Annotated in this window: 18 protein-coding genes; 7 read left to right on the top strand and 11 right to left on the bottom strand. The window is 32.1% G+C overall.

Translation table 11 applies throughout. The features are described from left to right. Positions 1–9 precede the first annotated feature (9 nt). The 3 genes from Q0822_RS14830 to Q0822_RS14820 form a co-directional block, all read right to left on the bottom strand. Positions 10–630 carry a phosphoadenosine phosphosulfate reductase family protein gene (locus tag Q0822_RS14830; protein ID WP_299125028.1) on the bottom strand — a complete coding sequence of 207 codons (621 nt, stop codon included), beginning with the start codon at positions 628–630 and terminating at the stop codon, positions 10–12. Then, positions 627–887, bottom strand: a complete 261-nt coding sequence (locus Q0822_RS14825) for a DUF2061 domain-containing protein (RefSeq protein ID WP_299125025.1) — start codon at positions 885–887, stop codon at positions 627–629. The genes Q0822_RS14830 and Q0822_RS14825 overlap by 4 nt, the downstream gene beginning before the upstream one ends. A 125-nt stretch (positions 888–1,012) precedes the next feature. Beyond that, the gene (locus tag Q0822_RS14820; RefSeq protein WP_299125023.1) at positions 1,013–1,423 is read right to left on the bottom strand and encodes an Rrf2 family transcriptional regulator; all 411 of its coding nucleotides are present in this window, start codon (positions 1,421–1,423) and stop codon (positions 1,013–1,015) included. 247 nt (positions 1,424–1,670) lie between these two features. Here Q0822_RS14820 and metK point away from each other — a divergent pair, with 247 nt between their 5' ends. Further along, on the top strand, positions 1,671–2,924 hold the full coding sequence (gene metK, locus Q0822_RS14815) for a methionine adenosyltransferase (RefSeq protein WP_299125022.1): 1,254 nt from the start codon (positions 1,671–1,673) through the stop codon (positions 2,922–2,924). Between the two features lie 67 nt (positions 2,925–2,991). On the opposite strand, the gene Q0822_RS14810 is transcribed toward metK, so the two are convergent. Further along, positions 2,992–5,571: a DPP IV N-terminal domain-containing protein gene (locus Q0822_RS14810; protein ID WP_299125020.1), complete on the bottom strand. Its 2,580-nt coding sequence runs from the start codon at positions 5,569–5,571 to the stop codon at positions 2,992–2,994. 196 nt (positions 5,572–5,767) lie between these two features. Between Q0822_RS14810 and Q0822_RS14805 the strand changes: the two genes are divergently transcribed. Next, positions 5,768–6,772, top strand: a complete 1,005-nt coding sequence (locus Q0822_RS14805) for a phosphatase domain-containing protein (protein WP_299125018.1) — start codon at positions 5,768–5,770, stop codon at positions 6,770–6,772. Here the strand turns inward: Q0822_RS14805 and Q0822_RS14800 are convergent, their stop codons facing one another. From Q0822_RS14800 to Q0822_RS14785, 4 genes are all read right to left on the bottom strand, one after another. Then, positions 6,773–7,387, bottom strand: coding sequence for a deoxynucleoside kinase (locus tag Q0822_RS14800; RefSeq protein ID WP_299125015.1), 615 nt, complete (start codon positions 7,385–7,387; stop codon positions 6,773–6,775). It abuts the gene before it with no gap. A gap of 3 nt (positions 7,388–7,390) precedes the next feature. After that, positions 7,391–8,173 (bottom strand): hypothetical protein, encoded by a 783-nt coding sequence (locus Q0822_RS14795; RefSeq protein WP_299125012.1) that lies wholly within the window; start codon positions 8,171–8,173, stop codon positions 7,391–7,393. A gap of 73 nt (positions 8,174–8,246) precedes the next feature. Further along, positions 8,247–8,930 (bottom strand): response regulator transcription factor, encoded by a 684-nt coding sequence (locus tag Q0822_RS14790; RefSeq protein WP_299125010.1) that lies wholly within the window; start codon positions 8,928–8,930, stop codon positions 8,247–8,249. Next, the gene (locus tag Q0822_RS14785; RefSeq protein ID WP_299125005.1) at positions 8,920–10,395 is read right to left on the bottom strand and encodes an ATP-binding protein; all 1,476 of its coding nucleotides are present in this window, start codon (positions 10,393–10,395) and stop codon (positions 8,920–8,922) included. The genes Q0822_RS14790 and Q0822_RS14785 overlap by 11 nt, the downstream gene beginning before the upstream one ends. Positions 10,396–10,519: 124 nt before the next feature. Here Q0822_RS14785 and Q0822_RS14780 point away from each other — a divergent pair, with 124 nt between their 5' ends. From Q0822_RS14780 to Q0822_RS14760, 5 genes are all read left to right on the top strand, one after another. After that, complete coding sequence (locus Q0822_RS14780) at positions 10,520–11,446, top strand: hypothetical protein (protein ID WP_299125003.1); 927 nt, start codon at positions 10,520–10,522, stop codon at positions 11,444–11,446. A gap of 31 nt (positions 11,447–11,477) precedes the next feature. Next, positions 11,478–12,335, top strand: coding sequence for a GLPGLI family protein (locus Q0822_RS14775; RefSeq protein WP_299125002.1), 858 nt, complete (start codon positions 11,478–11,480; stop codon positions 12,333–12,335). A gap of 130 nt (positions 12,336–12,465) precedes the next feature. Then, positions 12,466–13,308 carry a GLPGLI family protein gene (locus Q0822_RS14770; RefSeq protein ID WP_299125000.1) on the top strand — a complete coding sequence of 281 codons (843 nt, stop codon included), beginning with the start codon at positions 12,466–12,468 and terminating at the stop codon, positions 13,306–13,308. A gap of 158 nt (positions 13,309–13,466) precedes the next feature. Next, positions 13,467–14,390: a GLPGLI family protein gene (locus tag Q0822_RS14765; RefSeq protein WP_299124999.1), complete on the top strand. Its 924-nt coding sequence runs from the start codon at positions 13,467–13,469 to the stop codon at positions 14,388–14,390. Positions 14,391–14,471: 81 nt separating this feature from the next. Continuing rightward, positions 14,472–17,243, top strand: coding sequence for a TonB-dependent receptor (locus Q0822_RS14760; RefSeq protein ID WP_299124997.1), 2,772 nt, complete (start codon positions 14,472–14,474; stop codon positions 17,241–17,243). A gap of 60 nt (positions 17,244–17,303) precedes the next feature. Here Q0822_RS14760 and Q0822_RS14755 read toward each other — a convergent pair whose 3' ends face one another. The 3 genes from Q0822_RS14755 to Q0822_RS14745 form a co-directional block, all read right to left on the bottom strand. Next, on the bottom strand, positions 17,304–19,091 hold the full coding sequence (locus tag Q0822_RS14755; protein ID WP_299124995.1) for a hypothetical protein: 1,788 nt from the start codon (positions 19,089–19,091) through the stop codon (positions 17,304–17,306). A gap of 78 nt (positions 19,092–19,169) precedes the next feature. Continuing rightward, on the bottom strand, positions 19,170–19,616 hold the full coding sequence (locus Q0822_RS14750) for a carboxypeptidase-like regulatory domain-containing protein (RefSeq protein ID WP_299124993.1): 447 nt from the start codon (positions 19,614–19,616) through the stop codon (positions 19,170–19,172). Between the two features lie 142 nt (positions 19,617–19,758). After that, on the bottom strand, positions 19,759–21,579 hold the full coding sequence (locus Q0822_RS14745) for a hypothetical protein (RefSeq protein ID WP_299124992.1): 1,821 nt from the start codon (positions 21,577–21,579) through the stop codon (positions 19,759–19,761). Positions 21,580–21,725: the final 146 nt, after the last annotated feature.

The raw sequence follows: 21,725 nt of genomic DNA, 5'->3' as shown, positions 1-21,725 counted from the left end.
CTGTTCTGATTATTGGAAGTGTATTCCACATTCTCTATTAAGCAAAGCCTTAATAGGGTCGAAATAGTATCCGTTTTTTATTAATTGATTTTCTGCTATATAAGCATCTAAATCTGTATCACTCCAATAATAAAAAGGGCTAACCTTAAGTATTCCATCCTTACTGAAGCTCAAAATATCTTTCTTGTTACGATATTCGGTTTGTCTTACTCTAATATTAGTAAACCAAACGTCTGGATTTTGCTCCTTTAAAGCGCGTCTAAAAGGCTCAAGTTTTACAGCTTCAGAAAAAATTGCATGATTATCGTCCTCTAAACTCGGTAATCCAATTGTTGCGTCAATTTCCTCCTTAGTATATAAAGATTGGTATTTAAGAATATTAAGATTATACTTTCTTATTAAACGAGACGCATGCTCGTAAGTACTTGGTTGATTGTATAAAGTATCACACCAAACAACTCGTATATCATTATCTAGTTTTGACATTGTACTCAATAAAACCGAAGAGTAAATACCAAAACTTGTGGTTACAATATAATTGTCTGACAATTTTAATGCCCATTCTGCAATTTCAATAGGCGTTTTATATTTCAATTTTTTATTCCAATCGTCGATGTCTATATGTATCATTTTCCCCATTTTATGTTATTCCAAGTGCGTTCGTGAAAAAAGTAGAGTGCCATTTTAGATACTAATTCTATACCTCCAATTGAGAAAGCTAAAGCCATTGTACCAGTAATTAGATACGAAATCGTGACTGTCGCTAAAGTCCCAACGACTCGCCAGCTTATTGTCTTAACAATACTTCTTTTTATATTTTCTTGAGGCTCAGTGAAGGTCTGTTCTTCTTTTGCTAAGCTTAAATCTGTCTGAATGACATTATCCATAATATATTATTATTTTATTAATCCTTTATTCCTATCGATTTAGTAGGATAATGCAAACATAAAACTTCTTTTATAATTATTTAGTACTAATTTCATAAAAGTAATAAGGTATTTTTGCGAATCTGTTAATCAGATAAATCCGCTAATGTTGTATTTCTGAATATCTCTAAAGTATTATCACGTACCTTCAGCATTACATTATGTACAGCGCAAGCATTTTCATCTGGACAATCATCACACTTTTCATAGAAATTGAGGCTTACACATGGTACCATTGCTATCGGACCTTCAAGAAGCCGCATTATTGTAGTCATCGGAATATCTTTTGGGTCTTTTAATAGGTAATAACCTCCTCCTTTTCCCTTTTTAGATCCTAAAATGCCATTTTTTCTTAAGGTCAATAATATACTTTCCAAAAATTTTCGAGATATATTTTCTGATTTAGAAATAACAGAAATTTGAACAGGAACACGATCTTCTTGCCTAGCCAAATAGACTAAGGCTTTTATTCCGTATTTTGTTTTCTTTGAAAGCATAACGTAAAACTAAGACTTTTTAGAATAAATAGGAAGACTATTAAAGCACCATATTTAATTTAAAAACTTTCTTATTACATTTTGGTTTTCAGTTTTAATTTTAATCTGTACTTTTGCACAGATTTAAGAGGAAAAATTTGTCTGATTGCAACCTCAATAAAAAATGCTAAAGCAGTAAGTTTTGTACTTCTCTAGCGACCAAGCAATCTCAAATTTTTTCATACTAACTATACCTAAAATAGGAATTATGTCATATTTATTTACTTCAGAAAGTGTTTCTGAAGGTCATCCAGACAAAGTAGCGGACCAGATTAGTGACGCTCTAATTGATAATTTTTTAGCCTTTGACCCTGAGTCTAAAGTGGCTTGTGAAACTTTAGTAACTACAGGACAAGTTGTTCTTGCTGGTGAAGTAAAATCTACTACTTATCTAGATGTACAAAAAATTGCAAGAGATACTATAAACAAGATTGGTTATACTAAAAGCGAATATATGTTTGATGGTAATTCTTGTGGTGTTTTTTCCGCAATCCACGAGCAGTCTGAAGACATAAATCGTGGAGTTGATAGAGCTTCTAAAGAAGAACAAGGGGCAGGTGACCAAGGAATGATGTTTGGATATGCTACAAGCGAAACAGAAAATTTTATGCCTTTGGCTTTAGACTTATCTCATAGGATTTTAAAAGAATTGGCTGATCTACGTCGTGAAAATAAAGAGATTACCTATTTGCGTCCAGATTCTAAAAGCCAAGTAACTATTGAATATGGTGATGACAATACACCTCAACGTATTGATGCCATTGTAGTTTCTACTCAGCACGATGAATTCGATTCTGACGATGCTATGTTAAGCAAAATCAGAAAAGATATTGTTGAAATTTTAATCCCACGGGTTGTTGCTAAATTACCAGAAGCAATACAACACTTATTTAATGATTCTATTACATATCATATTAACCCAACAGGGAAATTTGTTATTGGTGGACCACATGGAGATACAGGTTTAACAGGAAGAAAAATTATTGTTGATACCTACGGAGGAAAAGGTGCACATGGTGGTGGCGCATTTTCTGGTAAAGATCCTAGTAAAGTAGATCGAAGTGCAGCCTATGCTACAAGACATATAGCTAAAAATTTAGTTGCAGCAGGATTGTGTGAAGAAGTATTAGTGCAAGTGTCTTATGCTATTGGTGTTGTAGAACCTATGGGCATATTTGTTGATACTTATGGCACTTGTCCATTTAATCTAACCGATGGTGAAATCGCAAAAAAAGTAGAAACACTTTTTGATATGCGACCAGCTGCTATCGAAGAGCGTTTAAAATTACGTCAACCAATGTATAGTGAAACTGCTGCTTATGGACATATGGGAAGAGATAATGAAGTTGTTACCAAAAATTTTAATCAACTAAATGGAGAACCGATATCAGTTGATGTAGAATTATTTACATGGGAAAAATTAGATTATGTTGATAAGGTGAAAACTGCCTTTGGAATATAAATAATGGTCAAAATAAAAACAAAAACCACGCTAATAAGCGTGGTTTTTTTATACATTTAATTTGTAATTAAGATTTCGCTTTTGGCTTGTCTCTATTCATTTCAATAATATCTACACTAGAAGCTTCAACACCTAAAAAATGTTTACTAAAGTGATCTGCTCTAAGCCAAAATGAGTATTCAGTCATATTGCCAAAACCATGGCGCTGACCTGGCATTAGCATAAAATCAAAACGTTTGTTAGCTTTAATCAATTCATTTGCCATTCTAATAGTACCACCTGGATGTACATTATTATCTACATCTCCTGTAATAAGCATCAGTTTTCCTTTTAGGTTTTTAGCCAAAGATTGATTGTTGTCAATCATGTATTTATATTTTACGTTTCCATCATCGTCAATCTCTTCTTGTACACCATGGTGCGTTTCGCTCCACCAGCTATTATAGATGTTATTGTCATGATTACCAGCTGAAGAAACCGCAACTTTAAAAAAATCCGGATAAACCAACATTGCAGCTGTTGACATAAAACCTCCACCTGAATGGCCATAAATACCCACTTTATCAATATCAATAAAATCATATTTATCGGCTAATTGTTCTGCAACATGTCTTTTATCAGCTAAACCATAATCTCTAAGATTTCCATAACCATAATTATGATACCATTTTGATCGGTCTGGATGTCCACCACGATTTCCCATTGTAACGACAATAAAACCAACTTGTGCCATTCTATCTAAGCGATCCATACGTACAGAAAAGGATTTGTTGACAGCTTCCGTCTGAGGACCTGGATATACATATTCTAATAATGGATATCTTTTTGTAGAATCCATTTGAAATGGCTTGTACATTACTCCGTAAATATCCGTAATACCATCATCTGCTTTCATCTTAAATGGTTCAGGAAATTTATAACCAGTAGCAAAGAGTTGCGATAGGTCTGCTTCTTCCAATTGCATTACAACATTACCAGAACTGTTTCTTAATTCAGATTTTGGTACAGTATTTACTCTTGAATAATTATTCACAAAAAAACCATTAGAATCTGCCATGTCTGTTCTTGTATTAAACTCACTTGGATTAAGGGCTTTAAGACCAGCACCATTAAGGTTAATTTTATAGACATGCTCATAATATGGATCTTGATCTTTCGGAATTCCATGAGCTGAAAAATATAGCGTTCTCGATTTTTCATCGACACCAATAGCAGTTTCCACGTGGTAAGAACCTTTTGTTATCTGGTTTTTCAACTTACCCTCGGTATCATACAAATAATAATGTGCCCAACCAGAACGTTCTGCCCAGTGTAGCATTTCGGTTTCATTATTCAAGAGCACTAAAGGACGTGACTCTATGTATGTATTAAAACGCTCTTCAATTAAAACTTTAGTTTCTCCTGTATCAATATCAGCTACGCAGATATCCATTTTTTTGCGATCTCTACTTATAGTGCTATAGTAGATTTTACCCTTTTTAGATAGCAGCAATGAAGGTTTAAAGTCATCATCATAACTCGATTTTTTTAACGGTTCTCTATATACCCAGACACTCTGCTGCTTTATCGAATCGAGCTTTACCTGAATACTGCTCTTGGAAGGGATATCAAAAACATGAAGTTCTGTTTTATAATACTCGTCTTCACCCGGCATATGATATTTATAAGTTTCTAAAGTAGGACGCTTACTTGCAGTAGTATTTATTACCCAAAGGTCACCAATATGTCTCGAATCTGTTCTTTGAAATACAAACTTTTTAGAATCATGCGACCAAATTCCAAACACACGTTTGCGTTTGTCTTTATCCTCTTTCATGGATTCATTGGTTTCGCCTCTTCCACTACCTCCACCGTATGAATAATAGAGTTCACCATCTTTAGTCCATTTATTTTCAACTATAGTTGTATCCTTTTCATTTTTTACTGCTTTAAGAAAATTTTCCTTATCCATCCAATACAAATTGTAGTGCTTAGAAAATAGAACTATAGAGCTGTCTGGGGCAATATTGGCCCATTTTTTCCAATCCTCTTTGTCTTTCTTTTTATTATCTAAAAGTGTGAGCGTGTTACTACCCAAACGATACTCAAAATGATAAACCTTATTTACCATCTTTGGCTTAGCTTTTTTCTTTTTCTTAGTCTCTGTTGAATCTATTTCTTTAGTATCTTCTTCACTCTCTTCATCCTTTTCCTCTTCTACTTTTTCCGTTGAAGTGACATAAAATTGAATAGCAGTTTCGTTTTTTACAAATTTAAAATCGAAACGAGGTAAATGCTTTGCATCATAAGGATCTTTGGTCATTTCTGTTAACCAACGTGCCATTTTTTCGTTATCAAAAAGTTCTTTTTTACTTCGATTATCTGCATCAACAATATAATACTTAGAACCTTCAGTGGTTTTATATTGATACCAAAATCGATTTCCATTTTTTAACCAATGTGGTCTTACAGAAGTTGAATGTATTAGTTTGCCCAAATTAGTTGGAGAATATTTCGCTGCAGCTCTATAATTGGGTGATGGAGTTGCATTGCTTTCTTCATTTTGAGCTCCACTAAAATTAAAAACGAATACGATAATTAGTGTATATAATACTTTTTTAATTAAAGTGTATTTAAAACTTAAGCGGTTGTGAATCTTCGAATTCATAATACGGTTGGTTTGAATTAGGATAATATTTAGATATTGGTACTAAAATAATAAATCTTTAATCGGTATTTCCTTGAAATTGTCATACATCTAAAATTTAATGAAATATTTAACAATTTTGGAATATTTGATCTTTCAAAATACTATTGATAACTATAGATTTTAGTATCTTGAAAATTCTAATTAAAATCTAAGTTTGAGCTGGTTTAAAAAAGATCCTTTACAGATTATTGCTTTTCAAGGTTATGGCACAGATTCTCATTTTTATGCTCGTGGAAGAGCCTTAGAAGATGAATCTATAGACTTAGAATCTCAAAACATATGGCATCTTATTATAAACACATGGAAACGTTTTGAAACCGATGAAATTAAAAACGTTGGTATTAATATTAAGTTACCTAACAACAAAATTTTAAAGGGTGTTACAGATAATAATGGCTATTATAAAGTTGAAGGCAATCTAAAAAATTTAGAAGCATTAACTAATGAAGAAGGCTGGCTCTCCTTTGAGTTGTCCTATAATGATGTAAACATAAAGAGGACTATACAGAATGAAAATCGTTTTCCAGGTGAAATATTAATCCCATCAACTAATGCACAGTTTGGCGTAGCAAGCGATATAGATGATACTATTTTACATACAGGAGTAGTGTCTACATTAAAATGGAAAGTGATTTATAATTCCATCTTTAAGCATGCTAAAAACAGAAGCCCTTTAGAAGGTGCTGCCGAATTTTATCATATGCTTCACAGAGGTAAATCTGGTAAGAATGCTAATCCTATTTTTTATGTAAGCCACAGTCCATGGAATTTATATCGTTATTTAGAATTGTTTCTAAAACAAAACAAGTTTCCTAAAGGTCCCATTCTATTAAGAAGTATGAGTAATTTTTTGAAGAAAAAATCTCAAAACGATAAGCCACAAAAACAAAAAGAAATTCTAAATCTTTTAAAAACATATCCAGATTTACATTTTATTTTAATTGGAGACAGCGGCGAACACGATCCAGATATTTACATGGAAATAGCTGAAGAATTTCCTGATCGTATTTTGGCAATTTATCTACGTAGTGTAAAACACAAAAAGAAAATGTTACGGGTTAGAGGACTTATTGAAAACTATAAAACCACAGAAGTTTTAATGGTAGAGAGTAGTTCACAAGCTATTGATCATGCCCGAGAACATGGTTTTATTCAATAATTAAAACAACCCATTAATCTGAGCATCAATTCTATTGATAATACCACCTAGATCTTCAGGGTTGGCAACAAAATCTAAATTATCTACATCGATAATTAATAGATTTCCTTTATCATATTTAGTAATCCATGCTTCATAGCGCTCGTTCAATCTACTAAGATAATCAATACTGATTGTGTTCTCATAATCACGCCCACGTTTGTGAATCTGCGCGACTAGGTTCGGAATAGAGCTTCGTAAGTAAATTAATAAGTCTGGACCTTTTACAAAAGATTCCATAAGCTCAAAAAGCGAAGAATAATTCTCAAAATCACGATTAGTCATTAAACCCATAGCATGAAGGTTGGGAGCAAAAATATGTGCATCTTCATATATGGTTCTATCTTGAATAATATCTTTTCCGCTACTATGTATCTGATTGACCTGACGAAATCTACTGTTTAAAAAATAAACCTGCAAATTGAAGCTCCAACGTTCCATCTGATTATAAAAATCATCTAAATAAGGATTGTCAACTACGTCTTCTAATTGCGCTTCCCATTTAAAATGTTTAGCTAGTAATTTTGTGAGCGTAGTCTTACCAGCCCCTATATTTCCTGCAACAGCAACATGCATAATTTATTCTATTTTTAATTGGTATTGACGTAGAGTTTCATCGTCGTAAATATACAAGGTTTCATTGGTTACCAAAAACTGATTTATTAACATTTTTGGATGTTCTACGAGTTCAATATCAGAAGCATTTTTTGGTAATATATAGAGTTGATTTTCCATTTTCAATACCAAATGACCTTTACTAAAAGCCAATTTATCATAACCTTTGTTTTTATATTTTGCAATTAGGCTTCCGAAATAACTATAAATGTATAAATAGTTTTCTGTTAGCATATAGCAATTGTTGTAATCACTCTTTAAGTCAATAACGCTAGACTGCACTGGTACTGTTTTCAATCTTACTTTATTAGTTTTGTAGTCATATAATTCTAGCTGTTGCAAATCTTGATTAAAAACCCATATCGTATTATCAAAACCCGTTGAAACATGAGAGACGTTTTTATATGGCTGAATAATGTTAAAGTCAATTTTATAGATTTCTGCCAATCGATTATCTAAAATTACAACCGTATTAAAATCTTGATAAAAGAGATTTATTTTTAACGGATTAAAGGTATTTGCTGAAGTGATTTCACCTAGTTGAAAATTAGTATAAGTAATTGTGGTATCTTTTGTTCTTTTATGAAAAGAGTTGTCTTCAGTTGTATAATAGAGTGTTCCAAAAGTATCAATACCAAAAACACTTTCAGCTTTTAACTTTGTTGAATCTACAATACTTGCTTTTATTTGTTCTTGGGCAAGGCATGTAAAGCTTAAAAAGAAAATTATATAAAATAGCTTTTGCATAGGATTCAGAAAAGTACAAAAATTGATCCAGTTTATGTAAAAAGTAATTTTTGATTTTAAAAAATTAACTTGTCTAAACCGTCAACTTATACCCAAATCCACGAACATTAATAATCTGAATATTCTCATCCTTTTTTAGCCTTTTGCGTAGCTTAGTAATAAACACATCCATACTTCTGGCTGAGAAAAAGTCATCTGTTCCCCATAGTTTATTTAGTATAAGAGAACGATCTAAAACTTCATTTCTATTTTTTATAAGATGAAATAGTAAGTGTGCCTCACGATGTGTTAATTGTGAAGGCTCTTCATTTTTAAATTGTAATTGTTGCTTAGGAAAATTGAATGTATAATTACCCAATTCTAAAACTTTAGATGTTTTCTGAACTTTGGTTCTGCTTATAAGATTATGAATTCTAACAATAAGCTCTTCCATACTAAAAGGCTTTTTAAGATAGTCATTTCCTCCTATTGAGAATCCCTCAACCACATCAGCCGTTTGTGATTTTGCAGTTAAAAATATTATAGGAACAGCATCATCAATAGTTCTGATCTCTTTTGCCAAAGTGAAGCCATCTTTTTTTGGCATCATTACGTCTAGCACTAAAATTTCTGGAGACTCAGATTTGTAAGCTTCAAAGGCTTTTTCACCATTATCGCAAAGTACAACCTCAAAATCTCGAGTTTCGAGACTTTCTTTTATAATTTGTCCTAAAGCCGCTTCATCTTCAGCTAATAATAATTTTATACTATCTGCCATTTGGAAGTGTAATTTTAAATGTCGTAAGATTTTTATTTAAATCTAAAGTTATAGAACCATGGTGTTTTTCTACAATAGTTTTAGTATAATATAACCCTATACCAAAACCTTTTACATCGTGTGTATTACCTTTTGGTACGCGATAAAATTTTTCGAAAATTCGTTCTTTATTCGCTTTGGATAATGAATTGCCATTATCAGAAATTAATGTATCAAACATATAAGCTTTAGGAATTAAATCAATAGAGATTATTTGCCCTCCATACTTAACCGCATTATCTAAAATGTTATTTATTGCATTCTCAAAATGAAATACATCAATATTAGCTAATAAACTTTCAACCTTAAAACTCGTGTTGAATTCCTTTTCTGGAAACTGAATTTTATAACGATTAACTAAAGAATTTAATAATTCTACAACATCAACCGACTCTTTATTCAACTCTAAATTATCACTATCTAAAGTTGCTGTTTCTAGTAATTTCTCAACCATAATGTTAAGTTTACCCAACTGTTCTGAAGACATATTAATATACTTTTTTGTCTTCTCTTTATCTTCTATTGCGTTAAAGCTATTAATACTTTCTAAGGCAACACCTATTGTTGCAATTGGTGTTTTAAACTCGTGTGTAATGTTGCTGATAAGATCGTTTTTTACTTCGGCTAATTGCTTCTGATGTTTAATAATTTTTAGTAAATAGAATAAACAACTTATAACAGCTAGTACTAATAGTATCGAGGTTAGAATACCAACAATACTGCGTTTTAGTATATTTTGAGTTTCATTGGAGAACCCTAATTTGAGGAGGCTTCCTGTTGGAAGAAACGTTGATTTTGACTTTACATAAATGTTAAATTTCTTCTCTTTAAAAATTTTACTAAATCTAGGATTACTCCTCATCTTGTAAAGTTTCGAATTTTCATCTGGCATAGAATGGTAATAGGCTAAATGATGGTCAAGGTCTAGACCCTTTCTTTTTAAATCGTCATAAAGTAGTTTGTTCACTTTTCTAACATCTAAAGAATCGTTTCTTAATGAAATAAAAACCTTTGTGGTTAACAATTCAATATTATGAAAGTTTAATGAATCTTGAGTTAAATTAATTCGCAAAGAATCAGATGATAAACCTTTAACTACTCGCACTCCTTCAATATTTTTAATATCAACAAAATCTAAGGAATCAAAGCTCCTCTCAAAAGATTTTATATAAGACGATGTGCTAGAATCGTTTTTAAACAAATGCTGTGGTACAGAATCACTAGTTGTAAAGGCAAAAGAAGTTTCTTTAGCTAAACTGGCATAATAATCATCTACAGCTTTATCAAGACTTATCTGCACATCTCTAATTAATTGCTGCTTATTGGTTTGGTAATTTTTATAGTTCCAATAAACTTGAATTCCTATTGTTATAAGAATAACAGAGATAATAATGTATAATATATATCTGTATAATTTATCATTCATGTTTCAAATGTAGATGTAAAATTGTATTAAAACTAATCGCTTAACACACGTTAACGTTGGTTAACTTTAGAATTGAAAATGATGTTTGATATTTGTGAAATCAATCAATAAAAATATTAAACTTATGAAGCATTTTACAATTATACTTTTAGTTATTTTAAACTCTTTTCTACAAAAGGAAAAAGTTAACGAGCAGAATTATATAGATGATTATTATCAAAACATTTACAAAGCGGATTTGGAATATATGACCGAGAATTATGAAAAAGCTTTTGAATTGTATCAGTCTGCTTTTTACTCTTGTGTGCCCATTAACACCCAAATGTATTATGAGATTTCTAATTTTGCTGAAACATGTGCTATTTTGAAAAAAGACGATTTGGCATTAGTTTTTATGAAAAAGAAAATTGCTAATGGTTCTACATTAGAGAGTATGCAAAGGAATTCAAATTTCGATAACGTATTTGCTTCCGAAGGAGGTAAAGAGTTAATTGCTAACTATGACACTTTAAGAAAAGAGTATCTATCTAGTTTAAATTTAGACTTAAGGCAAGAAATTGCAGAAATGAAAGCTAATGATCAAAAATACAGAGCACAAGCTGGCTTTATGAAAAGTGATGAAATGAAAGCAAAACAAGAAGAAATTGATGATTACAATACTAAACGACTCATTGAAATTTTTGATGACTTCGGGTATCCTAATGAAAAAGTTATTGGTGGTTTTAACATCGACAAGACACCAGTATCTATAGATGGCATTTTATTGCATACATCAGACTCTATTAGAGTAAATTATTTTATACCTAAATTGAAAGAGTATATAAAAAAAGGAGAATGTTCACCAAGTGTTTTGGGACCTGTAATTGATCAGTATTATTTATATAATGGCGAGCCACAAGTTAATGGAACTTATACTAAACCAGATGGTAGTTATTCTAATATGATTACCAATCTAGAAAAAGTTAATGAAAATAGAATATCAATAGGTTTACCTCCCATATGGTTACAAGAAAAAAAGGACAGTTTAACAAAAGCTAAATATGGCTATTAAAAGAAAATATTTTAATTTAAAATTCAATCAAATGACAACAATTATTAGAGTAGTAATCTTAGCATTAACAGTTACCTTAACAACTGTTAATGCACAAGATTTTCAAGGTGTAGCGACTTACAAGACACAAAGAAGTGTTGATATTAAAATGGATAGCACACAGATGAATTCTGAAATGCATGCCAGAATGATGGAGATGATGAAAAAACAGTTTCAAAAAACCTTTCAATTAACTTTTAGTAAAGAAGCATCTTTATATAAAGAAGATGTTGCTTTAGATAAACCACAAGCAGCCATGGGCGGAGAATTTCAAGTAGTCATGGTAGGAGGTGGAGGTGGATCTGATGTGTTATATAAAAATACTAAAGATCAACGCTACGTAGATCAAAAAGACACTATGGGAAAAATTTTCTTAGTCAAAGATGATATTGAAAAAATTGATTGGAAACTTGAAGCAGACACTAAGTATATAGGTGAGTATCAATGTTACAAAGCTACATATACAAAACAAGTAGAAGTTTTTGATGATTCAGGATTTTCTAGTGATGCTGAGGATGAAAAAGAGGAAGAAAAAGAGCCAGAGATGGAAACACGTGTAGTAACGGCTTGGTACACACCTCAAATCCCAGTAAACAATGGTCCTGCAATGTATCATGGTTTACCAGGTCTAATCTTAGAAGTACATGATGGTAAACTTACTGTGATTTGTAGCAAGATTGTATTAAATCCTGAGGATAAGGTAGTGATTGAAAAACCAACAAAAGGTAAAGAAGTCAATCAAGAAAAGTACGATGAAATCATGGATAAGAAGGCTAAAGAAATGATGGAGCGTTTCAAACCAAGAAAAGGTAGAGAGGGAGAAGGTATCTCAATAACTATTGGTGGTTAAAGGCTGTAAGACTTTATTTTATGCTGCCTTGTTGCAAATTGATAGTGTTAATTTTTTGATAAACTAAAATACTTTTGTTTAATAATTTAATAATATTGTTAAACATAGTAAATTTTAAACCTTAATTATCATGAAATCCATCCTATTAAAAACCAGCGTATTGACTTTCTCAATATTACTTTCATTTATCACATATGAAGGTAAAACTGTAGATTCTAATGTCCAAGAATTTCAGGGCAAAGCATATTATTTTTCTAAATCTACAATGGAGCTTGGTAATTGGGGAGCAAGATTAAGTGAGGAACAAAAAAAGCAAGTTGCTGCACGACTAAAAAATAGACTAGAAAAAACATATGTTTTAACTTTTAACAAAGAAGAGTCTGTATTCTATGAAGATGAGAAATTAGACGCAATGTCTGGTGCAACTGACTCTTGGGGAAAGAATTTTACTCCAGGTGAACAATACAAAAATGTAAAATCAAATTCTCAAATACAAGAACAAGAATTTTACGGTAAACAATTCTTGGTTAAAGATAATTTGCAAGACATACAATGGAAAATGGAAACTGAAACTAAAGAAATCGGAAACTATACCTGTTTTAAAGCTACAGCTTCTATACCGACAAACGAACTTACTTGGTATAATTTCTCTTGGGATAGATTAAGAAATAATACAGAAACCGATTCGACAGCTTCTGAAATTAAAATGACAGAGGTTGAAGCTTGGTATTCACCTCAAATACCAGTAGGCCATGGACCATTAGAATATTGGGGACTTCCAGGATTGATATTAGAAGTGAGTGCGGATAATACCACTATGCTATGTTCAAAAATAGTATTAAACCCTGAAGAAACGATTGAAATTGAAGCTCCAGAAAAGGGGAAAGTTGTTACCAAAGCGGAATATCAAAAAACTATTATTGAGAAAATGAAAGAGTTTAGAAATAATCGTGGTGGGCGTAGAAGAGGTTAATTAATTAACACAAGTTTAACGCAAGCAAATTTAACCTTTAGCATCTAAATAAGTCTAAGCTTATATTAATATTGTTGTTAACCAATTTATGTAACTTTTTTTTAAGAAACTCTTAAAATTATAAACTTACATTTGCCTAACAACATTAACCATTTAAGATGAAAAAGCCACTTTTAAAACTAACATCATTACTATTATTTTGCCTTTGTTCAATTTCATTTGCTCAGCAAGATTTTCAAGGCAAAGCCTACTATATGTCTAAGACAACTATGAACTTAGACGATTTTGGCGGTCGCGAAATGAGTCCAGAAAGAAAGAAACAAATAGAAGCGCGTATGAAAAGCTTCTTAGAAAAAGAGTACATACTTACTTTTAATAAAACAGAATCTATTTATAAAGAAGATGAAAAACTTGAAGCACCAGGAAGTGGAAGAGGTTTTGGTGGTTTTGGGTCTAGTTTAACAGGTGGACCTCAATATAAGAATGTACAAAGCAAAGAGCTCATCCAAGATCAAGAGTTTTTTGGGAAGCAATTTTTAATCAAAGATGAATTGAAATCTTTAGAGTGGAAAATGGGAACTGAAACCAAGCAGATTGGACAATACACTTGTTTTAAGGCAACAGCAACAAAAACTGTAGATGAATTCGATTGGAGAAGTATGAGACCAAGACGTGGTAGAGATAGAGACAACTCTGACAAAGAAGAAGGAAAGAAGGCTAAAGATTCCACAAAAACTGATGACCAAGCTAGTAAAGATGTCGATCCTATGAGTGAAGTAGAAGTGCCTAAAACCATAGAAGTTGTTGCTTGGTATACAGTGCAGATACCTGTTAATCAAGGTCCAGATGATTATTGGGGATTACCAGGATTAATCTTAGAAATAAATGCTGACCGAACTACAATTTTGTGCACAAAAATTGTAATGAATCCTGAAGAGAAGGAAGCTATTGAAAAGCCAGAAAAAGGAGATGTCGTTACTCAGGCAGAATACAACGAGATTATCACCAAAAAAATGAATGAAATGCGCGAAATGTATGGTGGTAGAAATCGCGGAGGACGCGGTGGAGGTAGAAGAAACTAAAAATTAAATCTATTTTAATTTGATGAAAGTAAGCTTACAAAGCGTATTTCATTAACCAATCAAACAAGAAATAATCAAAAGATGAAAAAATTATTAATACTACTATGTTTAGTAGTAACAGGCAACTCTTTTGCTCAAATTAAAATGCAAGGTGTTGTAAAAGATAGTATTGGTAAACCGTTAGAATTAGCTAATGTAATCGCAATCAATCAAGAAACAAATGCATTAGAGTCTTATGCTATCACAGATAATAAAGGTAAATACATATTATCTCTTGGCAAAAATGGAAAATACAAACTACAAGTAAGTTACATTGGTTTAAAAACTTCTGAAGCACTAATTACTACTGAAGAAGTAGATATTACAAGAGACTTTAAATTACTACCAGATAATTCATTAGATACTGTAGAGTTAACTTACGAAATGCCAGTTACTATAAAAGGTGATACGTTAATTTATAATGCTGACTCTTTTAAAAATGGCTCAGAACGAAAACTAGAAGACATCTTAGAGAAACTGCCTGGTGTAGAAATTAATGAGGACGGGCAAATTGAAGTTGAAGGCAAAACAGTCAATAAATTGATGGTAAATGGAAAAGATTTTTTTGATGGTGACACTAAATTAGCGACTAAAAATATTCCTTCCAATGCTGTAGACAAAGTACAAGTTTTAAGAAACTATGCAGAGGTTGGACAGTTAAGAGGTGTGCAAAATAATCAAGATAATGTTGCCATCAATATTAAATTAAAAGAAGGTAAAGAAAACTTTTGGTTTGGTGATGTTACTGCTGGTGCTGGTACAGCACCATCTCCAAATGACGAATTGTACCTTGTTCAGCCAAAGCTATTCTATTACAGTCCAAAATATAGTGTTAATATTATTGGTGACATGAATAATATAGGTGAAGTAGCTCTAACCAATAGAGATTTAAGAAATTTTGGTGGTGGATTTGGCTTTAGATTACCCAGCCGTACTAGCGGAACCAATATAAACCTTGGAGATAATGGGCTTGGTGGTCTTACTAATATTCAAAACTCGCAAGAAGTTATCACTAAATTAGCGACGGCAAACTTCAGTTATTCACCTAACAAGGCTTTAGATTTAAGCGGCTTTGTAATATATAACAGTAGTCGATTAAGAACACGCGAAGATAGTTTTATAGATTACATCGAACTCGAAGATGACCCTACAACACCAATTGACGAATCTGAAAGTTTACCACCAGACGAAGCGACAGTCTCAAGAGGAAGAGAAGCTTCAAACCAAGCTATTGCTAAGTTAAGTGCATCATATAAGCCAAATGTCAATAATCAATTAGACTATGATCTTTTAGGTCGTATATCAGATGATCAAGAACGTCAAAATTTATTCTCCTCTATTTTAGGCAATACCAATCAAGTGAATGAGGTTAAGCCATTTAGTATTAATCAGACCTTAAATTATTACTACACCTTAGATGAAAATAACATTTTTGCTTTAGAAGCCCAACATTTAATAAAAGACGAAGACCCTTTTTATAACGCATTACTAGATCCTGATAATGATACTTTTGACACAACAGCTTCAGGTTTAGGTTTAGATACAACACAGCCTGGTTATAATATCAACCAAGAACAACGTATTAAATCTAATCAATTAGACGCCAAATTAGATTACTATAATATTTTGAATGCCAAGAGTAATATTAACCTTACGTTAGGAACTATTTTGAGTAACCAAAAGTTTAATTCTAATATATTTCAACTTTTGGATGATGGTACACGATTAGATCCAACGCCAACTACTACAGATTTAGATGGTAATTTATTATCTGCTACCAATGACGATGTTGAGTACAGTTTTAGAGACTTTTATTTAGGTGTACACTATAGATTTAAAACAGGGAAATTCACATTTACACCTGGTGTATCGTTTCATGCTTATGGCAATAAAAATACTCAAGGAGGAACAACTTTTGAAGATAACTTCTTTAACGTACTCCCTGACTTTGAAGCACGTATTCAATTTAAGAAGAGTGAAAGTCTACAGTTAAATTACAATATGACAAACACGTTTACTGATGTTACTAATATTGCTGAAGGTCTAGTACTAAATAACTTTAATAACATACAATTTGGAAACCTAGAATTGCAAAATGCGTTATCACACAATATACGTTTGTTCTATAGTAGTTTTAACTTATTTAATTACACCAATGTGTTTGCAGGTTTCAATTATAGCAAGAATGAGGATCAAATTAGATCACTAACAAATTTTGAAAGCGTTATTAGAACCAGTACATTTTTCAACTCACAGTTTGCAGATGAAAACGCTTCATTATTTGGAAGAGTGCAACGAACTTTTGGAAAAATAAGAGCAAGTATAAGAGCTAACTTTAGTTACAGTAAGTTTAACCAATTTATACAAACTAGAACAAACCCTACGATTAATGAAAGCTTTACACAAAATTATACACCAGAAATTCGTACTAATTTTAGAGAAGCACCTAACGTAAGATTACGCTATGGTTACACAGTTAGAAACAATGACCAAGGAACAAATACTAATAAATTTATTACAAGAGCACCTTCAATTGAGTTTGATGCTTACATCTGGAATTCAGTGACTTTTATAACAGACTTCACATACACAGAACAAGAAAATGCTGGAGAAGTTGAAGATTTCAAAACCTGGAATGCATCCTTACGTTATAGAAAAGATAGAGACGCTAAATGGGAATATTCTCTAAGAGCTTCTAACCTATTAGATATCGATTCTAATATTAGTAATGGAGCAGGCAACATCTCTGTATTTAGTTCAGAAACGTTTATTCAGCCGCGATTTATTACTTTTAGGTTGACTTATACTTTATAGAAATATCGATTAACTTTATAAAACTTAAAAGCCTTCTCAATTGAGAAGGCTTTTAAATTTTTATTCGTCTATTCGTACATGTGCATTGCCCTGTATGGTATGAGACAAACCTTGCGGATCTAAAAAGGTACCATTAAATCCAATATCTATGAAATCCCCAATACCAGAGCCTATATATGTTACATCTATGGAGATTCCATAAGTCGATGCCGTAATATATTGAAGATAGCCATCTTGCAAATATGCAAAATTGAAAATCATGGTATTTGTGCTTGAAGTGACATAATTACCAGTTTGACTTGGCAAATCGGCTAAAAACTTAGAAGTTGTACTGTTATCAAATAATCTAATAATTGTAAAATTATTTTCGTTTAAATCAACATCAATATTATCTTCAAAAAAGACTTCTGTCGTGCTATCAATAGAATAAATAATATATTCTTCTTGAGAAATACATGTATTTAAGGCACCTACGTTTGTAATCGGTGTATCAAATTCATATTCAGTAGTATTAGTTGTTTCAGAAGCATCTAGATTGATTGCCCTTAAACTAAAAGTATCTACAGTTGTACATCTTGAGACGTTAAATTCAAAATTTCCATCACTGACTAATTGATATGTGCTGTTATCGTTGTGAGTATAAATTACGTAGCCATTCTCAATACTTTCATTTTCGCAGTTATTAATTGTTCCAACTATTGTTTCAGTGGATATGTTTCCATTATCTGGAATAACAATTGAAATAGTATCATCAGAGGAGAAAGGACCAATATTTTCACTAATTAACGACAAATCACCACATACTTCTGTTTGGTATATTTCAAGTATAAGTGTTTCATTACTTGGTACAAGCCCGCAGACCACACCTCTTTCATTCGTAAATCCATTCCTTGTACCAAATACAGAACTAGTAATATTAATGGTTAAATAATTAATAGGATTGTTTTCAGCATCTGTTACTATGACACATAGCGTTATTGCTTCAGCTGGTATATCGCAATTCCAAAATGAGAAATGGCTTACAATACCCACATAAAAGTTACCCTGTAAAATAGCTTGGCCTTCTTCCTTCCAAAACCCATTGATTTCATCAAAATACCAAAGAGGTATGGTTGCAGGTGCCATACTCATTAGACTTGCATCTACAGGAATTTTAATTTCTGAGGTAGACCCTTCTGCTAAATTCAAATCCTCACCGCCAGAACCTCTTAATTCTACTGCTAGCATTCCTAAGGTTTGTAGCATACGTTCTGCACCATCTTCATTTTGTGCATATAGCATACCAGGCATTTGCATTTCCATATCATCATCCGTTGGGTCTAAATGATGCATAATTACATCGACGCTCCCGTCATAAAGCGAACCATCCTCCTTAACAAAATTGCCATCAAAACTTACCGAGCTTCCGTTGGTTAAACTAACAGTTTCGGCAGATCCACTATTTATAGTGGCAATAGGATTTGCTTCTAGTAGCATTATCTCTACTTTATTTGTGCCTTCTGCAGGTACTATTGATCTAGAACCATCTAAATAGCCTGCTTTTGTTGCTTTTACATACCCAAAACGTTCATTGACAATTGCATCCTCCAATATAAATATTCCATTAATATCTGTTTGCACGGTCTCACCTCCTATAGTAATAGCCACACCTGACAGTGGTTGATTGTATTTGTCCACTACATTACCAATAAAATCTCTATTTATTTCGTTACCAAAATAATCTGAGAAAGTATCTGGAATGTTTTCTTGTTGATTATTGTAGTCATAAGGTCCATCATCTAATTGACATCCATTAAGAATAATGAGTAGAACAAATAATAAGGTAGAGATAAATTTCGTTGATTTCATAGCGATTGATTTTAGTTTTCTTTCTTAATAGATACTGAAATCAACAAATGGTTGCGTGAAAAATCTTATTAAAATTTATTAATTTTTAGAATTTGGCAGATTGTGGTTGTGTTTACAAAACCAAAATAAGCATAGCTCACTTTCTTCTAGTAGTACAATAGTCAACTCATTAATTGAGTCTACAGGCTTCATACTTATAGCATAATCTTTATAGCCTTCTTTTTTAAATTCTATATAAGCGAAATTGGTATTTACATCAGCGTTTCTTAAATAAAAATCACCATCAATTGCAGTCGTAGAAGTTTTATTTCCTATGGTGATGGTTACATTTTCTAATGGGTTTTTATCACTATCTGTTAATGTACCTGTAAAATCTCTTTTTATTTTTTCGCCTAGATAATCAGTTAAAAATTCTGGATTTTCTTTTAGTTTATTTTCATTAGGAGGTTTACTATTCTTTTCACAAGAAATAACTAAAAGAAAACATATAGATATAACTCGCCATATAGAGGTAACTGACTTCATTTTTTGATTGATGATTGATGATGGTTTCTACTTGTAAGATACTGAAACTGTAAAAAGGTTGCGTTAAATTTCTCACAAATTAAAAAGCCTTCATTCTATAACGTTAGAATGAAGGCTTTCTTATTTTTTTCAAGGAATTTATTTACTGGTCTCTGAATACATGAACTATACCATTAATAGTATGCGGATTTCCATCATAGTCCTCGTAATCACCACTAAAATTAATATCGATGTATTCTCCTACTCCACCAAAACTTGTTAGGTTGTAGACTATGTTATTATTGGTATTAGACATGTTTATACATTCTTGTATATTGAAGCCTGTATCGTTAGGGTCGTTCCAATCGAAAGTATCGTAAGTACCTTCATAATTTGTATCATCCAATACTCCCATCAAATAAAAACAAGTATTGTTCCCAGTACTATTTCCAAAACCACTAATGTTTAGCCTTGGTCCATTAACAGCATCAGAAACTTCAGAAAATCCGGTTTGAATACCATCAATTATAAAAATCGTTTCACCATCATCAATAGTATATTGAATAAACTCTGTGATTGCATTACACGCGCTTATAGTACCAATGTCAGTTAGAGGTGTTGTAAAAGTATAACTTATACTATCTGTAGTTTGTAGATTAACATAATCACTAGCCTTAATCTTAAACGTGCTATCTTCTTCACAACGTAACAAATTTATTTCGAAGGATCCATCACTTACAGCATCTGTAAATGTTTGCCCTGCATAAAGTAACTGTACATAACCATCTGTTACAGCATTATCATCGCAAGTATTGAAGCTTCCTATAACTGTTTCAGCAATTAGGTCTGCATTTTCTGGTACAATCACTGAAATGCTAGAGTCTTCTGAAAAAGGTCCAATTACTTGATAATACAACGGTTCATTTCCGCAGATACCATAACTAAAGACACCTAACTCTAAAGTCTCTCCACTAGGCACAAATCCGCAAACTTCTCCATTATCGTCAATATAGCCACCACGAGATCCAAATGTTGCACTTGTAATACTTATATAAAGATTACTTAAAATATTATCATCGTCATCTGTTGCAGATACACATAATGTAATAGCCTCAGCTGGTATGTCACAATTCCAGAAAGAAAAGTGAGATACATTACCGACATACATATTACCTTGTAAGGTCGCTTGGCCTTCTTCTTTCCAATACCCATTGACTTCATCGAAATACCAAAGTGGAATTGTAGCTGGTGCCATTCCCATTAAACTAGCATCTACAGGAATTTTAATTTCAGAAGTAGAACCATCAGCCAAGTTTAAATCTTCACCATTATCACCTCTCAATTCTACAGCTAGCATCCCAAGCGTTTGTAGCATACGTTCAGCTCCATTTATATTTTCTGCATATAACATGCCTGGCATTTGCATTGACATATCATCATCTGCAGGATCTAAGTGATGCATTATCACATTAACAGAACCAGTGTACACAGAACCATCTTCTTTAGCAAAATTACCATCAAAACTTACAGAACTTCCATTAGCCATAGAAACTGTTTCAGCAGAACCACTACTCACTGTACCAACGACTGTAGCTTCCAATAACATAATTGTTACCTTATTAGTTCCATTAGATGGCACAACGCTACGAGAACCATGAATATATCCTGCTTTTTCTGCTTTAATATATCCAAAACGCTCTTTTACATTAACATTGTTTATGATGAATACACCATTAATATCTGTTGTTGCTGTTTCGTTACCAATGGTAATTGTAACTCCTTCAATTGGGTTTTTATTAGTGTCAATGACATTACCAAGGAAGTTCCTTGAAATTTCATTTCCAAAATATTCAGAAAACGTGTCTGGAATAATTTCTTGTTGTTCACCTCCCGAAGGACTATCGTCCTTTTGACAAGAAGTTAAGCTCACCAAAGCGAATAAAAGCACTAAAATAAGATTGGGGAATTTTTTAATGATTTTCATAATGTATTGATTAAATTAAGTTTGTCTGTTAGAGTTGTTAATCTCTTTTGTATATAACAGCTAAGTGTATTTAATTCCTACCAATTTTTAAACAAACTTTATTAAATAAAAAACCCTCATAAATAATTATGAGGGCTTGCAAATTC

This window comes from uncultured Winogradskyella sp. (genome assembly GCF_947496485.1).
In the GTDB taxonomy this organism is placed as follows: domain Bacteria; phylum Bacteroidota; class Bacteroidia; order Flavobacteriales; family Flavobacteriaceae; genus Winogradskyella.
This window is presented reverse-complemented; position numbering and strand designations above follow the sequence as displayed.

Bases quoted from the DNA above. Each gene is read 5' to 3' on its own strand.
- Q0822_RS14800 (WP_299125015.1), bottom strand. From the start codon at position 7,387: ATGCATGTTGCTGTTGCAGGAAATATAGGGGCTGGTAAGACTACGCTC.
- Q0822_RS14810 (WP_299125020.1), bottom strand. From the start codon at position 5,571: ATGAATTCGAAGATTCACAACCGCTTAAGTTTTAAATACACTTTAATT.
- Q0822_RS14770 (WP_299125000.1), top strand. From the start codon at position 12,466: ATGAAATCCATCCTATTAAAAACCAGCGTATTGACTTTCTCAATATTA.
- Q0822_RS14755 (WP_299124995.1), bottom strand. From the start codon at position 19,091: ATGAAATCAACGAAATTTATCTCTACCTTATTATTTGTTCTACTCATT.
- Q0822_RS14745 (WP_299124992.1), bottom strand. From the start codon at position 21,579: ATGAAAATCATTAAAAAATTCCCCAATCTTATTTTAGTGCTTTTATTC.
- Q0822_RS14785 (WP_299125005.1), bottom strand. From the start codon at position 10,395: ATGAATGATAAATTATACAGATATATATTATACATTATTATCTCTGTT.
- Q0822_RS14790 (WP_299125010.1), bottom strand. From the start codon at position 8,930: ATGGCAGATAGTATAAAATTATTATTAGCTGAAGATGAAGCGGCTTTA.
- metK (WP_299125022.1), top strand. From the start codon at position 1,671: ATGTCATATTTATTTACTTCAGAAAGTGTTTCTGAAGGTCATCCAGAC.
- Q0822_RS14830 (WP_299125028.1), bottom strand. From the start codon at position 630: ATGATACATATAGACATCGACGATTGGAATAAAAAATTGAAATATAAA.
- Q0822_RS14795 (WP_299125012.1), bottom strand. From the start codon at position 8,173: ATGCAAAAGCTATTTTATATAATTTTCTTTTTAAGCTTTACATGCCTT.
- Q0822_RS14765 (WP_299124999.1), top strand. From the start codon at position 13,467: ATGAAAAAGCCACTTTTAAAACTAACATCATTACTATTATTTTGCCTT.
- Q0822_RS14820 (WP_299125023.1), bottom strand. From the start codon at position 1,423: ATGCTTTCAAAGAAAACAAAATACGGAATAAAAGCCTTAGTCTATTTG.
- Q0822_RS14775 (WP_299125002.1), top strand. From the start codon at position 11,478: ATGACAACAATTATTAGAGTAGTAATCTTAGCATTAACAGTTACCTTA.
- Q0822_RS14780 (WP_299125003.1), top strand. From the start codon at position 10,520: ATGAAGCATTTTACAATTATACTTTTAGTTATTTTAAACTCTTTTCTA.
- Q0822_RS14760 (WP_299124997.1), top strand. From the start codon at position 14,472: ATGAAAAAATTATTAATACTACTATGTTTAGTAGTAACAGGCAACTCT.
- Q0822_RS14825 (WP_299125025.1), bottom strand. From the start codon at position 887: ATGGATAATGTCATTCAGACAGATTTAAGCTTAGCAAAAGAAGAACAG.
- Q0822_RS14750 (WP_299124993.1), bottom strand. From the start codon at position 19,616: ATGAAGTCAGTTACCTCTATATGGCGAGTTATATCTATATGTTTTCTT.